The 13573-nt window shown below is 73.0% G+C and carries 12 protein-coding genes; 2 read left to right on the forward strand and 10 right to left on the reverse strand.

All coding sequences use genetic code 11. The features are described 5' to 3' along the window. Window position 1: 1 nt before the first annotated feature. Both hsaD and hsaA read right to left on the reverse strand, forming a co-directional pair. Entirely contained in the window at window positions 2–850 is an 849-nt protein-coding gene (gene hsaD / locus ACIGFK_RS09750) for a 4,5:9,10-diseco-3-hydroxy-5,9,17-trioxoandrosta-1(10),2-diene-4-oate hydrolase (protein ID WP_400051155.1), read from the reverse strand. After that, a complete protein-coding gene (hsaA, locus tag ACIGFK_RS09755; RefSeq protein ID WP_400051157.1) occupies window positions 850–2019 on the reverse strand; it encodes a 3-hydroxy-9,10-secoandrosta-1,3,5(10)-triene-9,17-dione monooxygenase oxygenase subunit in 1170 nt (389 codons plus the stop codon). The genes hsaD and hsaA overlap by 1 nt, the downstream gene beginning before the upstream one ends. A 447-nt stretch (window positions 2020–2466) precedes the next feature. On the opposite strand from hsaA, the gene ACIGFK_RS09760 reads away from it, so the two are divergent. After that, the gene (locus tag ACIGFK_RS09760) at window positions 2467–3336 is read left to right on the forward strand and encodes an IclR family transcriptional regulator (RefSeq protein WP_376661790.1); all 870 of its coding nucleotides are present in this window, start codon (window positions 2467–2469) and stop codon (window positions 3334–3336) included. Window positions 3337–3421: 85 nt separating this feature from the next. Here ACIGFK_RS09760 and ACIGFK_RS09765 read toward each other — a convergent pair whose 3' ends face one another. The 7 genes from ACIGFK_RS09765 to ACIGFK_RS09795 all read right to left on the reverse strand — a co-directional run bounded on the left by ACIGFK_RS09765 (window position 3422) and on the right by ACIGFK_RS09795 (window position 10471). After that, window positions 3422–4453: a 2Fe-2S iron-sulfur cluster-binding protein gene (locus ACIGFK_RS09765; RefSeq protein WP_376661791.1), complete on the reverse strand. Its 1032-nt coding sequence runs from the start codon at window positions 4451–4453 to the stop codon at window positions 3422–3424. Next, window positions 4446–4676 (reverse strand): hypothetical protein, encoded by a 231-nt coding sequence (locus ACIGFK_RS09770; RefSeq protein WP_376661792.1) that lies wholly within the window; start codon window positions 4674–4676, stop codon window positions 4446–4448. Before ACIGFK_RS09770 ends, ACIGFK_RS09765 begins: the two co-directional genes overlap by 8 nt. After that, on the reverse strand, window positions 4676–5827 hold the full coding sequence (locus ACIGFK_RS09775) for a Rieske 2Fe-2S domain-containing protein (protein WP_376661793.1): 1152 nt from the start codon (window positions 5825–5827) through the stop codon (window positions 4676–4678). Before ACIGFK_RS09775 ends, ACIGFK_RS09770 begins: the two co-directional genes overlap by 1 nt. A 218-nt stretch (window positions 5828–6045) precedes the next feature. After that, window positions 6046–7089 carry a 4-hydroxy-2-oxovalerate aldolase gene (gene dmpG, locus ACIGFK_RS09780; protein ID WP_376661794.1) on the reverse strand — a complete coding sequence of 348 codons (1044 nt, stop codon included), beginning with the start codon at window positions 7087–7089 and terminating at the stop codon, window positions 6046–6048. Continuing rightward, window positions 7086–7985 carry an acetaldehyde dehydrogenase (acetylating) gene (locus tag ACIGFK_RS09785; protein ID WP_376661795.1) on the reverse strand — a complete coding sequence of 300 codons (900 nt, stop codon included), beginning with the start codon at window positions 7983–7985 and terminating at the stop codon, window positions 7086–7088. The genes dmpG and ACIGFK_RS09785 overlap by 4 nt, the downstream gene beginning before the upstream one ends. 22 nt (window positions 7986–8007) lie before the next feature. Beyond that, on the reverse strand, window positions 8008–8793 hold the full coding sequence (locus tag ACIGFK_RS09790; RefSeq protein ID WP_376661796.1) for a 2-keto-4-pentenoate hydratase: 786 nt from the start codon (window positions 8791–8793) through the stop codon (window positions 8008–8010). Window positions 8794–9034: 241 nt separating this feature from the next. Further along, complete coding sequence (locus tag ACIGFK_RS09795) at window positions 9035–10471, reverse strand: MFS transporter (RefSeq protein WP_400051160.1); 1437 nt, start codon at window positions 10469–10471, stop codon at window positions 9035–9037. Between the two features lie 118 nt (window positions 10472–10589). On the opposite strand from ACIGFK_RS09795, the gene ACIGFK_RS09800 reads away from it, so the two are divergent. Next, entirely contained in the window at window positions 10590–11090 is a 501-nt protein-coding gene (locus tag ACIGFK_RS09800; protein ID WP_376661798.1) for a MarR family winged helix-turn-helix transcriptional regulator, read from the forward strand. Window positions 11091–12660: 1570 nt separating this feature from the next. Here ACIGFK_RS09800 and ACIGFK_RS09805 read toward each other — a convergent pair. Further along, complete coding sequence (locus ACIGFK_RS09805) at window positions 12661–13572, reverse strand: SDR family oxidoreductase (RefSeq protein WP_376661965.1); 912 nt, start codon at window positions 13570–13572, stop codon at window positions 12661–12663. Window position 13573: the final 1 nt, after the last annotated feature.

Genomic DNA, 13573 nt, shown 5'->3' on the forward strand with positions numbered 1-13573 from the left:
CCTAGTGTGCGAAGAAGTCGGTGGCGAGGCGGTTGAATTCGGCGGCGGCCTCGGTCTGCGCCCAGTGGCCGCAGTGCGGGAAGACGTGGAGGCGGGCGTCGGGGATGGCCTTGAGGGCGACGAAGGCCCCGTCGATGGGGTTGACGCGGTCCTCGCGGCCCCAGGTCAGCAGTACGGGGCAGGTGATGCGGTGGGCCTCGCGCCAGAGCTGGGTGTCCTGGGGCCACTTGGCGAAGGCGGCGCCCATCCGGGCGTTGCCGAGGGCGGCTTCGGGGTCGGTGGCCTGGGTCCAGCGCTCCTCGACGAGTTCGTCGGTGACGATCGCCGGGTCGTACACGAGGGTGGTGAGGAAGGCGCGCATCTGCGCGCGGGTGGGTTCGGCGCTGCCGGAGAACTCGAAGAGCCGCTTGATGCCTTCGGTCGGGTCGGCGGAGAAGAGGTTGAGGGAGATCCCGCCGGGGCCCATGAGCAGGAGCTTGTCGACCTTGGCCGGGTGGTCGAGCGCCATGCGGGTGGCGGTGCCTCCGCCGAGCGAGTTGCCGATGAAGTGGGCCCTTTCGATGCCCAGTTCGTCCATGAGGGCGGCGATGGCGTCGGCGGCGAAGCTGAAGAAGTCCTTGTCGGGCTCGGGCTTGTCGGACTTGCCGAAGCAGGGCTGGTCGACGAGGAGGGTGCGGAAGTCCGCGGCGAAGTGGGGGAGGTTGCGGCCGAAGTTGGACCAGGCCGAGGCGCCGGGGCCGCCGCCGTGCAGGAGGATCACGACGGGGCCGTCGACGGGACCCGCCTCGTGGTAGTGGAGGGTCAGGCCGCCGGCCTCGGCGGTGCGCGAGGTGCTCTCGTAAGTGATCATCAGAGCATCGTGTCCTGGATGTCGAGGCCGAGGGCGCCCTGGCCGAAGAGGACGAGGGCCCGCTCGGGGTCGTTGGCGGCGTGGCCGCGCCCGGTGTGGACGTCGCGCCAGGCCCGCTGGACGGGGTTCGGTCCGGTGCGCATGGCGCTGCCGCCCGCGTTCTCCATGAGGAGGTCGACGGCGGCGACGCAGCGCTCGGTGGCCAGGACCTGGTCGCGGCGGGCCCGGGTGCGCAGCGCCATCGGCAGTTCCGCGCCCCGCTCGGCGAGGGCGTACAGCTCGGCGATGTTGCGGCGGAGCTGGAGCCAGGAGGCGTCGATGTCGCTCGCGGCGCGGGCGATGCGGACCTGCGCGAAGGGGTCCTCGGCGACCTGCTGGCCGTAGGAGATGCGGAACCGCTCGCGGGTGGCGGCTACGTACGCCTCGTAGGCGCCTTCGGCGATGCCGACGATCGGGGTGGAGATGGTGGTGGTGAAGACGGAGGCGTACGGGAGCCGGTAGAGGGGCTCGGGGTTGGCGGCGTGGCCGGGCACCTTCAGCGCGGTGACGGGGCCGAAGCTGAGTGCGCGGTGTTCGGGGACGAACACCTGGTCCAGGGTGATGTCGTTGGAGCCGGAGCCGCGCAGGCCGACGGTGTCCCAGACGTCGTCGATGCGGTACTGGGAGCGCGGGACGAGGAAGGTGCGCATGTCCACGGGCCGGCCGTCGGCGTCGGTGACGAGTCCGCCGAGGAGGGCCCAGTCGGCGTGGTCGCATCCGGAGGAGAAGTGCCAGCGGCCGCTGGCGGTGAAGCCTCCGTCGACGGGGGTGACCTTGCCGGTGGGGGCGTAGGAGGAGCAGATGCGGGTGTCGGGGTCGGCGCCCCAGACCTCTTCCTGGGCGCGGGGGTCGTAGAGGGCGACGTGCCAGGGGTGGACGCCGACGACGGAGGCGACCCAGCCGGTGGAGCCGCAGGCCTTGGCGATCTCCTTGACCGCGTCGTAGAAGACGGCGGGGTTCGCGGCGCGGCCGCCGTGGGCCCTGGGCTGGAGGAGGCGGAAGAAGCCGGTGCCGGCGAGCTCCTTGATGCTCGCCTCGGGGACCTTGCGCTGGGCCTCCGCTTCGGCGGCGCGTTCGCGCAGGGCCGGGGCGAGGGCGCGGACTGCGTCGAGGACGTCTTCGTCGCTCATGGTGTCCCTTTCTCAGGGTCGACTTCTCGGGGTCGACAGGGGGTCGACAGCGTCGACGGCTTCGAGGTGCGGTGAACGTACGCCCGGGGGTCGGGGGCGTGGAACGGGCGGTTCCCGGTGAGTGGGAAGCCGGGTCCCCTCGGGGGCCGCCCACCCCGGGTGCCGCCCGGCGCCGCCCCCGGCCGCCCCGCCCTCCGGCCACCGGCGGCCGGACACCGGCCGCCGGCCGCCCTGGGGCTCCCGGGGCGGCCTTGGGGCAGCCTCCGGCCGGCCCTGGGGCCGGGCGGGGCCGGGTCCGGCCTTCTCCGAGGCTTCTCCCCGGGTTCTCCTGGAGCTCCTGTCTGGCTACCCGAAGTATTACTGATTGAAATACATCGCTCCCAGTGCTTCCCTCCGCCCGGGGGGCCGTGGCAGGGTCGGCCCAACGCCTCACGCAGGGGGTTTCTCGTGCTCGACCAGGTCACGGACACCGAGCCGGCAGCGCTGTCGCTGCTGGAGAAGGCCGCGCGGGTGCTGGGCGCCTTCGAAGGCCCGCAGCCACGGCTCTCGCTCACCGAGGTCGTCCGCCGCTCCGGGCTCCCACGCTCCTCCGCCCACCGGATCCTCGACCAGCTGGTGCGTCTGCGCTGGCTGGACCGCGAGGGACGCGACTACCGGATGGGCATGCGCATGCTGGAGCTCGGCGCGCTCGCCTCCCACCACAACCGGCTGCGCCGGGCCGCCCTCCCGCTGCTGCACGCCCTGCACGAGCAGACCGGGCAGCTGGTGCACCTGTCGGTGCTGGACGGCGCCGAGGTGGTCTGCCTGGAGCGGATCGGCGGCTCCGAGGCCACGGCCGTGCCCTCCCGGGTCGGCGGCCGGATGCCCGCGTACTGCACCGCCGCCGGCAAGGCCATCCTCGCCTTCAGCGATCCGGCCGAGCTGGAACACGTCCTCGGGCACGGGCTGCGGCCGCGCACGCCCCGGACCCTGATCCGGCCCCTCGCGCTGCGCGCGGAGCTGGCCGCGACCCGCGAGCGCGGGGTGGCGTACGACCGGGAGGAGAGCTTCCGGGGCATCTCCTGCGTGGCGGTGCCGCTGCGGGGCGCGGGGCGCGCGGTGGCCGCCGTCTCGGTCTCCACCGGCCGCGGGGAGCGCGAGCTGGCCCGGCTGGCGCCGGCGGTGGGCGCGTGCGCGCGGGCCGTGTGGCGGGAGCTGTACGGCCCCGGACGGGCGGGCCGGGCGGCCGCGGGGCCGCGCCCGGAGCTCGAACCGGCCGTCTCGGCACAGGCGATGGACAACATGATGGGCTGGCTGCGGTTCAGCGAGTGGATGTAGCGGGTAGTCATATCCCATCGCACGGACAAGGACCCGGTCCCGACCCCTCGCCAGGGGGCCGGGCCCGTTCCTTTTTCCCGGCTCTTCAGCCGTCGTAGGTGACCCGGACCCGGTCGCCCTCCGGCCGGGCCTGGCAGGCCAGGACGTACCCCTCGGCCAGGTCCTCCTCGTCCAGGACCTCGTTGCGGGCCATCGTGACCTTGCCCTCCACGACCCGGCAGCAGCAGGCACTGCACGCCCCTTCCCGGCAGGAGTACGGGGCCGGGACTCCCGCGGCGAGCAGGGCGTCGAGCAGCACGGTCCCCTCGGGCCAGGACACGGTGTGCGCGGTGCCGTCGAGCTCCACCTCGGCGGTGACGGCGGCGCCCTCCCCCTGCCGGGGAGCGGGCGGCCGCGGGCCGAAGACGCCGCCGCCGAGGGAGAAGTACCGCTCCCGGTGTATCCCGCGCGCGAGCGCACCGGCGGCGCGCAGCGCGCTCTCGGCGGCGTCCATCAGCGGGCCGGGTCCGCACAGGTAGGCCTCGCGGCCGGCGTACGGGGCCACGAGCGGGCCGAGCCGGACGGCGGTCGGCAATCCCTGGAGGCTCTCCAGCCAGTGGATGACGGTCAGCCTCCCGGGGTGCGCCTCGGCCAGCCCCCACAGCTCGTCGCGGAAGATCACCGACTCGGGGTCCCGGTTGGCGTACACCAGGGCGATCCGGGCCGTGCCCGCGGCGAGCGCCGATTTGGCCAGGGAGAGCACCGGGGTGATCCCGCTGCCGCCCGCGAGGAGCAGGAGGTCCCGGTCGAGGCCGCCGGGGCCCGGGGTGAAGGTGCCGGCGGGCGGCAGGACCTCCAGCTCGTCCCCGGCGGCGACCTCCTGGCAGATCCAGCCGGAGCCGAGCCCGCCGGGGACCCGCTTGGCGGTGATCCGCATCGGCTCGCCGGTGTGCGGGGAGCTGGCCAGCGAGTAGCAGCGGGCCGCGCCGCCGGGTATCCGCAGGGTGAGGAACTGGCCGGGGGCGTAGGGCAGGTCGCAGTCCAGTACGAGGGACACCGCGTCCGGGGTCTCCTGGACCCGCTCCCGGACCCGCACCCGCAGCGGTCCCCCGGCCGGCGGGGCCGTGTGCTCAGACATCGGCGGGCACCTCCAGCCGGCCTTCCCGGACGGCCTCGTCGATGCTCGCGCGGAGCGCCGTACAGGAGCGGACCCGGGCGCTGAGTTCCCCGGCGGCCACCCGTGCGGCGATGCGGGGGCAGGTGGCGGCGGCCTCGTCGGTCCACTGGACCTGGGTGTGCGCGGGGCTGAACTTCTCGCACAGCACGGCGGTGCCGCACTCCCCGCACGCGACGGGGCGCATCACAGGCCGCCGGCCGTCGGGGCCGCCGCGCGGCGGGCCAGGTTCTCGGCGACCTCGGCCTTCCAGGCGGCGGTGGCACGGGTGGTGTCGATCTCGAACTCGAAGCGGCGCACCATCTCGTCCTTGACGTCGGCGGCGTCCACGTAGAACTGCTCGTACCAGCGGCGGAGCTGGTAGACCGGCCCGTCCTCCTCCGTCAGGAGGGGGTTGTCGATGCGGGTCTTGTTCTTCCAGATCTCGACGTCCTGCTCGAAGCCCACGGCGAGGCCCTCGGAGGTGAGGCGGGCGGCGTCGGCGGCCTGTTCGTCGGTCATGCCGGGGAGCTTCTTGACGATCGCCCCGTACATGAGCATGAAGCCGTTCTCGTCGATCGGGTAATGGCAGTTGATCAGGACGGACTCCAGCTCGACTCCCCCGCCGACGTCGCTCCACAGCTTGTCGATCATGTAGGAGGGGCCGTAGTAGGAGGCGTCGGAGCGCAGGCCGCCGCCGGTGGAGAGGGTGCCGAGGTCGACGTCGCCGCGCGGGGTGGACTCCATGTACTGGGTGGCCACGTGCCCGTCGAAGACGTTCTTGAAGTAGTGCGGGAAGGCGTAGTGCACGTAGTAGAAGTGCGCCATGTCGACGACGTTGTCGACGATCTCCCGGCAGTTGGAGTTCTCCACGCGCAGGAAGTTCCAGCTCCAGTCGCTCCACTCGGGGCTGCCGACGCCCTCGATCTCGGGGATGGTGACGCCCTCGGGCGGCGGGTTGCCCTCCGGGTCGTTCCATACGTAGAGCTGGGCGTTGCGCTCCAGGGTGGTCCAGGAGCGGGTCCGGGCGCGGGCGGGGACGCGGCGGGCGTACGGGATGTCGGCGCAGCGGCCGTTGCCGGACCAGCGCCAGTCGTGGAAGGGGCAGGCGAGGGTGTCGCCCTTGACGGTGCCGTGGGCGAGGTTGCCGCCCATGTGGGGGCAGTGGGCGTTCAGGACGTGCAGTGCGCCGGTGTCCTGGCTCTGGAAGACGACGAGCTTGGTGCCGAAGGCCTCGACCTCGTGGGGGGCGCCGTCCTTGAAGGAGTCGGCGAGTCCGAGGCAGTGCCAGCCGCGGGCGAATCGGGTCGGCACGGCTGCCGCCTCGATCACGCGGGGGGCGTCTTCTGTTGAGGTCATGGGGGCTCTCCACTTCATCGGGGCAAGCGAGGTGTTCGGGGGCGGGGGTACGGAGGGGGCGGGGGTGCGGTGCGGGGGTGCGGTGCAGGGTTCGGCTGGAGCGCCGTCTCCTGGGGCTCCGCCCCGGACCCCGCGCCTCGAACGCCGGCGGGGCTGGTTTCGGCCCGCCTGAATGCGCGGGTGCGGGCACAAAACGGCGCTCTGCCCCGCCGCGCGCGCTAGCGCTCGGCGAGTTCGACTGCGATGTCGATCAGCTGGTCCTCCTGGCCGCCCACCAGGCGGCGTTCACCCGCGCGCAGCAGGATCTCGGCGCCGGAGACGCCGTAGCGCTCGGCCTGCCGGTAGGCGTGCTTGAGGAAGCTGGAGTAGACGCCGGCGTGCCCCATGAGCAGGGCCATCCGGTCGAGCCGGCACTCGTCGTCCATGACGGGCCGGACCACGTCCTCGGCCGCGTCGATGATCTTCAGTACGTCGATGCCGGTGCGGATGCCCATCTTCTGGCAGACGGCGGCGAAGGCCTCGACGGGCGTGTTGCCCGCGCCCGCGCCGAGCCGGCGCGTGGAGCCGTCGATCTGCAGCGCCCCGGCGCGCACGGCGGCGACCGAGTTGCCGACGCCGAGGCCGAGGTTCTCGTGCCCGTGGAAGCCGACCTGGGCGTCGTCGCCGAGTTCGGCGACGAGGGCGGCGACGCGGTCGGCGACCTCGTCCATGACCATGGCCCCGGCGGAGTCGACGACGTACACGCACTGGCAGCCGGCGTCGGCCATGATCCGGGCCTGGCGGGCGAGGTTCTCGGGGGTGGTGGAGTGGGCCATCATCAGGAAGCCGACGGTTTCCAGGCCCATGTCGCGGGCGAGGCCGAAGTGCTGGACGGAGATGTCGGCCTCGGTGCAGTGGGTGGCGATCCGGCAGATCTCCCCGCCGCCCGCGTGGGCGGCGCGGATGTCGTCCTTCACGCCGAGCCCCGGCAGCATCAGGAAGGCGATCTTCGCGTTGCGCGCCGTCTCGGCCGCGATCCTGATCAGTTCCTGCTCGGGGGTCCTGGAGAAGCCGTAGTTGAAGGAGGAGCCGCCGAGTCCGTCCCCGTGGGTGACCTCGATGACGGGGACGCCCGCGCCGTCGAGGGCGGTGACGATCGACCGTACGTCCTCGCCGGTGAACTGGTGGCGCTTGGCGTGGGAGCCGTCGCGCAGGGAGGAGTCGGTGATCCGGATGTCGAGGCCGGCGGAGTACGTGTCCGTTTTCGCGTTCGGGGTGTTCACGCGACGAGTCCCTTCGCGAACTCTTCGCCGACCTTGGTGGCGGCGGCGGTCATGATGTCGAGGTTTCCGGCGTAGGGCGGCAGGTAGTCGCCCGCGCCCTCCACCTCCAGGAAGATCGCGACGCGGGCCATCCCGCCGTTCATCGCGGAGGCCTCGTCGAACTGCGGCTCGGTGCGCAGCCGGTAGCCGGGTACGTACGTGGCGACCTCGGCGGCGATCTGCTTGACGGAGGCGGCGATGGCCGCCTGGTCCGCGTCGGGCGGGATCGCGCAGAAGACGGTGTCGCGCATCATCACGGGCGGCTCGGCGGGGTTGAGGATGATGACGGCCTTGCCGCGGGCGGCGCCGCCGATCTCCTCGATGCCGCGGGCGGTGGTGCGGGTGAACTCGTCGATGTTGGCGCGGGTTCCGGGGCCGGCCGAGACGGAGGCGACCGAGGCGACGATCTCCGCGTAGGCGACGGGCACCACGCGCGAGACGGCGTACACCATGGGGATGGTGGCCTGTCCGCCGCAGGTGATCATGTTGACGTTGGGCCGGTCCAGGTGCGCGGTGAGGTTCGCGGGCGGGACGACGGCGGGGCCGACGGCGGCGGGCGTCAGGTCGATCGCCTTGATGCCGAGTTCGGCGTAGCGCGGGGCGTTGGCGCGGTGCACGTAGGCGGAGGTGGCCTCGAAGACGAGGTCGGGGAGCTCGTCCTGGGCCAGGAGCCGGTCGACGCCCTCGTGGGAGGCTTCGATTCCGGCGCGCCGGGCGCGGGCGAGGCCTTCGCTGTCGGGGTCGACGCCGATCATCCAGCGGGGCTCGATGTACGGGGAGCGCCGGAGTTTGTAGAGCAGGTCGGTTCCGATGTTGCCGGAGCCGACGATGGCGGCGGTCGCTTTCGTCTTGGTCACGGTCACCTCAGGAGTTCAGAGCTCAGGAGAAGGAGAGGGACACCGAGCCGAGCCCGGTGAAGTCGGCGGTGTAGGTCCGGCCCGCGGTCACGTCCACGGCGCGGGTGCAGGAGCCGGGCAGGACGAGGTGGCCCTTGCGCAGGGGGACGCCGAAGCGGGCGACGGTGCGGGCCAGCCAGGCGACGGCGGTGGCGGGGTCGCCGAGTACGGCGTCGGAGCGGCCGGTGGCGAGGGTCTCGCCGTGGCCGGTGAGGCGGGCCTCGACGGCCTTCAGGTCGAGGTCGCGCGGGTCGCGGCCCTCGCCGATGACGTATCCGGCGGAGGAGGCGTTGTCGGCGATGGTGTCCGCGATGGAGATCCGCCAGTCGGCGATGCGACTGTCGATCAGCTCCAGGGCGGGTACGACGCGTTCGGTGGCGGCCAGGACGTCGGCCTCGGTGCAGCCCTCGCCGGGCAGGTCGGCGCCGAGGACGAAACCGACCTCGACCTCGATGCGCGGGGCGCAGTAGGCGGCGATGGGTACGGGGGTGTCCTCGTGCAGCTCCATGGCGTCGAGGAGGTGGCCGTAGTCGGGTTCGTCGACGCCCATCATGGCCTGCATGACGGGGGACGAGAGGCCGACCTTGTGCCCGGTGATGCGGGCGCCCTCGGTTTCGGTGCGGTGGCGGATGCCCAGGAGCTGGATCTCGTACGCGTCCTGCGCGTCGATGCCTTCGTACAGCTCGGTCAGCGGCCGGACGGGGGCCCGCCGCCGCTCCGCCGCGCGCAGTACCTCGGCGGCTTCGCGCCGGTGCCGGTCGTTCAGCATGGGGTCCTCCCGGCTGCGGTGGTGTGTGGTGCGGCAGACGGTAGGCGGGGGGCGGGCGCGGGCGGGAGGCCGTGTTCCCGCTGAGCGGGATAGCCCTCCCGGGCGGGGTGGCGGTTCTCGGCCGCGGCTCGGCTGCTGGGCTCCGGCCCGGACCCCGCGCCCGTCGGCGGGGCCGGAACGGCGACGCGGGCCGGGACGTCTGCGTCCGGGCCCGCGTGGCTTCGTACGTCGTTCCCGCTTCCTAGGCGGCGACGGGCTCGGCCTCGGGCAGCGGTTCGGGCGACACCGAGGTGCGGGGCAGGGCCAGGCACAGCACCGCGCTGAGCAGGAACCCGGCGCTCACCCAGGGCATGGCGGTGCTGAGGGCGTGGGTGGGGCCGCCGTCGGCGAGGGCGCCGAAGAAGACGGAGCCGATGACGGCCGCGCCGAGGGCGCCGCCGAACTGCTGGGCGGTGGAGAAGATCCCGGAGGCGCCGCCGGCCATGTCGGCGGGGACGGCGGACAGCACCACGTTGACCAGCGGAACGATGAGGAAGCCGAGGCCGGCGCCCGCGACAAGCAGGCCGGGGGTGAGCGGCCAGGCGCCGGTGTGCGCGGCGGTGGAATGGTCGACGGCGTACCGGACCCCGGCGAATCCGCCCGCCATCATCAGCGCGCCGGCGGCCAGGACGAGGCGGCCGAAGCGCACGGCGAGGGTGTCCGCGACCGGGGCGGTGAGGAAGCCGCCGACGGAGAAGGCGACGGTGACGAGGCCGGCCTGCATCGGGGTGTAGCCCTGGCCGCCCTGCAGCCAGATCGCGAAGACCAGGAAGAAGCCCTGCATGCCGACGGCGAAGAGGAGCTGGACGGCGAGGCCGACGGAGAAGGCGGGGAGGCGGAACGCCCGGGCGGGCAGCAGCGGTACGGTCGCGCCGCCGCGCCGGCGGGCTTCGAGGATGCCGAGGCCGGCGACGGCGAGGAGGCCGGCGGTCAGGCAGAGCCAGCCCCACAGCGGCCATCCGTTGGCCTCGCCCTGGACGAGCGGCAGCACGATCGCGACGAGGCCGGCGGCGAGGACGAGGCTGCCGAGCAGGTCGGGCCGGCCGGCGCCGCGCTCCCGGGTGGCGGGGACCAGGACCGCGCCGGCGGCGAGGGTGGCGACGGCGACGGGCACGTTGACGAGGAAGACGGAGCGCCAGCCCCAGCCGAACAGGTCGGCGTCGGTGAGCAGCCCGCCGAGCAGCAGCCCGACGGCGGAGGCGAAGCCGGCGATGGCCCCGTACATCCCGAAGACGGCGCCGCGTTCCTTGCCCTGGAAGAGGGTGCGGAAGGAGCCGAGCACCTGGGGCATGAGGAGGGCGGCCGTGACGCCCTGGACCGCGCGGGCGGCGATCAGCTGGCCGGGGGTCTGGGCGATGCCGCAGCCGAGGCTGGCGAGGCCGAAGCCGGCGGTTCCGGCGAGGAAGAGGGCCTTGCGCCCGTACCGGTCGCCGAGGTGCCCGGAGACGATCAGGGTGGCGGCGAAGCCGAGGAGGTAGGCGGAGACGAGCCACTGGAGTGCGCTCTGCGAGGCGCCGAGGTCGCGGCCTATGGAGGGGATCGCGACGTTGACGATGGTGACGTCGAGCAGGTCCATGAGCGCGGCGACCATCATGACGACGGCTGCGGCCCAGCGGCGGGGGTGGGGTGCGGGTGCCATGACGGCTGCCTCCGGAACTCGAAACTCTTTCGTTCGGACGAACGAAAGAGTTGCACGGGGGCGGTCGCGTCCGCAAGTCTTTCGTTAGACCGAACGAAAGACTTGCTAAGCTGCCCCCATGGGTGAAGAGGGTGAAAAGGGTGGAGAGGTGGACGCGCGGCGCGCGAGCGTTCTGGAGGAACTCAACCGGACGGGCCGGGAGACCAGCGCGGTGACGGTGATGTTCCACTCGGCGGTGGCCGAGCGGCGCGGCCTGGGCGCGACGGAGACCAAGACGATCGACCTGCTGCTGCGGCACGGCCCGCTCACCGCGAAGGAACTGGCCCAGCACTCGGGCCTCGCCCCGGCCTCGGTCACGGGCCTGGTGGACCGGCTGGAGCGCAAGGGCTACGTACGCAGGGCCGAACACCCGACGGACGGGCGGCGGGTGGTGGTCGAGGTCCGGCCGGAGAAGATCCGCGAGCTGGAGCCGGTGTACGAGGACTGGGCGCGGGAAGTCGCGGAGCTGTGCGGGGAGTTCACGACGGAGGAACTGGAAACGGTGATCCGCTTCCTGCGCGGCTCGAACGTCCGCCAGCGGAGGGCGGCGGCACGCCTGTCGACCCCCGACCAGGGGTAACACCCGGAGCCGCGCCAAGGGCGGCTCCGAGCACGGGTGGCGCTCTTCGGGTGCGGGTCGCGCGCTTCGGTGGGGGGGTACGGCTTCCCGCGCGCGCGGGACTTCACCCCCCTCGAGCCCCCTCCCGGGACAGCGTTTGCCCACCCGCCCCCGAGTGCGGGTGGGTGGGGGCCGGCGCCCGCACGGGAGGGGGTTTTGCGTCTTCGGGCCCCGCTCGGGGGAAGTGGTCGCGAGCCGCTTTGCCTGGACGGGCGGGGTGGGGGGAAGGCGGGACTTCGGCCGGGCGGAATCAGAGAGGGCTTGGGGCTTTCCCGTCAGTCCCATAGTCCTTCCGTGTCGAAACGGCCTGTCAAGAGCGCTCCTTCGTCGCGTCGCTGCGCGATGTCGCTTCGCTCCACTCTTGACAGGCCGTCCCGCCACGGAAAGACAAGGACTGCCGGGAAACCCCCAAAAGAACGGGCCGGGCGGAAGGCAAACAACCAGCCGTATCGGCGATGCTCGGCCCCCGCTCCGGCGTGGCGCGGCAGATCGCTACGCGCTTCTCGCCAAAGGCGTCCGCGGCCCGTCCGTGGCCGGTCATAAGCCGCCATCGATCGCTACGCGCTCCTCGATCATGGCGGCTGACCCCCGTCCGGGGCTGAGAGACCACGAAATGGCGCCGATCAGGGGCCCAAAGGGGCACATGCTCGCCCTGGCCGAGGTGTAGTCGTGTCAGGACGAGACCGTCCCCCCAAACCCACACACATAACAGCCCAATTAGGGCATAACTCCAGCCTTTTTGGTCGCCCACCGGCTCTGACGTGAGTACACCTCGACATAGCCGCTGTCTGGTCGCTTTTCTCCTCTCAACGGCCGTCGGACGCGGTCATGGAGGAGGAAACCGGGTCCTTGGGCTGCCTATGACCAGCCCCGGACGGCGGTCGGACGCCGTCATCGAGGAGCGCGTAGCGATCTGGGGCGAGACCAGCCCCAGACGGGCCGCAGACGCCGAGAAATGAGGAGCGCGTAGCGATTTGGTGCGCCTGCCGGGGGCTGAGGGTCTTGTGGTCGAGGTGTGGGGGTGGGTGGCCGCCTGCCCGGTGCGGATGGCGGCCTGTGAGGGCCCGAGGCCGGGCCCGGCCCCGGCCGGAGCAGGGCTGGACATGGCTGACGTGGCCGTTTGTCGTTGTCTCCCCCGGCCCGTTCTTTTGGGGGTTTCCCGGCAGTCCTTGTCTTTCCGGGGCGGGACGGCCTGTCAAGGGTCGCCGTAGGCGATCGCGAAGCGACGCGACGAAGGAGCGCTCTTGACAGGCCGTTTCGACACGGAAGGACTATGGGACTGACGGGAAAGCCCCAAGCCCTCTCTGATTCCGACCAACTCACACCCCGCCCCCACGCCCACCCCGCCCCACCGGGCAACGGCCTCACGACCACTCCCCAGAACCGGGCCCGAAGGGGCAAAGTCCCTCCCGCGGGGTACCGGCACGCCCCACCCACCCGCACCCAGGGGGCGGGTGGGCAAACGCCGCCCCGGGGCGGGGCCCGAGGGGGTGATGGTCCCGCACGCGCGGGGACCCGTGCCCGCCCCCGACTACACCGCCCCGTACACCGGCAGCGGCGCCTCCGCGGCCGCCAGGAGTTTCGCCGCGGCCTCGCCCGCCTCCGCCGGGGTCCACCTGGCCCCGCGGTCCGCCGTAGGACCCGGTCGCCAGCCCTCCATCACCGTGATCCGGCCGCCCTCGGCCTCGAAGACCCGCCCCGTCACCCCCGCGGAGGCATCCGCGCCCAGCCAGACCACCAGCGGGGACACGTTCTCCGGGGCCATCGCGTCGAACGACCCGGCGGCCGGTGCGGCCATGGTTTCCGCGAAGGTCTGCTCCGTCATGCGGGTCCGCGCCGCCGGGGCGATCGCGTTGACCTGGACTCCGTACCGGCCCATCTCCGCCGCCGCGACCATCGTCAGGCCCAGGATCCCGGCCTTCGCCGCGCTGTAGTTGCCCTGTCCGACCGAACCCAGCAGCCCGGCCCCCGAGGAGGTGTTGACCACCCGCGCCGCCACCGGCCGGCCGGCCTTCGCCTCCGCCCGCCACCACGCCGCCGCCGACCGCAGCGGCAGGAAGTGCCCCTTCAGGTGCACCCGCATGACCGCGTCCCAGTCGTCCTCGTCCAGGTTGACCAGCATCCGGTCCCGCAGGAAGCCCGCGTTGTTGACCAGGGTGTCCAGCCGGCCGAAGGTGTCGACCGCCGCCGCGACGAGCGAGGCCGCGCCCTCGCTCGTCGCGATGTCCCCGCCGTGCGCCACCGCATCGCCGCCCAGCGCGCGGATCTCCTCGGCCACCTGCGCCGCCGGCGAGTCCGGCCCCGGCACCCCGTCCAGCCCGACCCCGAGGTCGTTGACGACGACCTTCGCCCCCTCCGCCGCGAAGGCCAGGGCGTGGGCGCGGCCCAGCCCCCGCCCGGCGCCCGTCACGACGACCACACGACCCTCGGCAAGACCCGTCATG

Source organism: Streptomyces sp. NPDC085524 (genome assembly GCF_044541755.1).
Taxonomy (GTDB): Bacteria; Actinomycetota; Actinomycetes; order Streptomycetales; family Streptomycetaceae; genus Streptomyces.

Bases quoted from the DNA above. Each gene is read 5' to 3' on its own strand.
- hsaD (WP_400051155.1), bottom strand. From the start codon at position 850: ATGATCACTTACGAGAGCACCTCGCGCACCGCCGAGGCCGGCGGCCTG.
- hsaA (WP_400051157.1), bottom strand. From the start codon at position 2,019: ATGAGCGACGAAGACGTCCTCGACGCAGTCCGCGCCCTCGCCCCGGCC.
- ACIGFK_RS09765 (WP_376661791.1), bottom strand. From the start codon at position 4,453: ATGTCTGAGCACACGGCCCCGCCGGCCGGGGGACCGCTGCGGGTGCGG.
- ACIGFK_RS09770 (WP_376661792.1), bottom strand. From the start codon at position 4,676: ATGCGCCCCGTCGCGTGCGGGGAGTGCGGCACCGCCGTGCTGTGCGAG.
- ACIGFK_RS09775 (WP_376661793.1), bottom strand. From the start codon at position 5,827: ATGACCTCAACAGAAGACGCCCCCCGCGTGATCGAGGCGGCAGCCGTG.
- ACIGFK_RS09790 (WP_376661796.1), bottom strand. From the start codon at position 8,793: ATGCTGAACGACCGGCACCGGCGCGAAGCCGCCGAGGTACTGCGCGCG.
- ACIGFK_RS09795 (WP_400051160.1), bottom strand. From the start codon at position 10,471: ATGGCACCCGCACCCCACCCCCGCCGCTGGGCCGCAGCCGTCGTCATG.
- ACIGFK_RS09800 (WP_376661798.1), top strand. From the start codon at position 10,590: ATGGGTGAAGAGGGTGAAAAGGGTGGAGAGGTGGACGCGCGGCGCGCG.
- ACIGFK_RS09805 (WP_376661965.1), bottom strand. From the start codon at position 13,572: ATGACGGGTCTTGCCGAGGGTCGTGTGGTCGTCGTGACGGGCGCCGGG.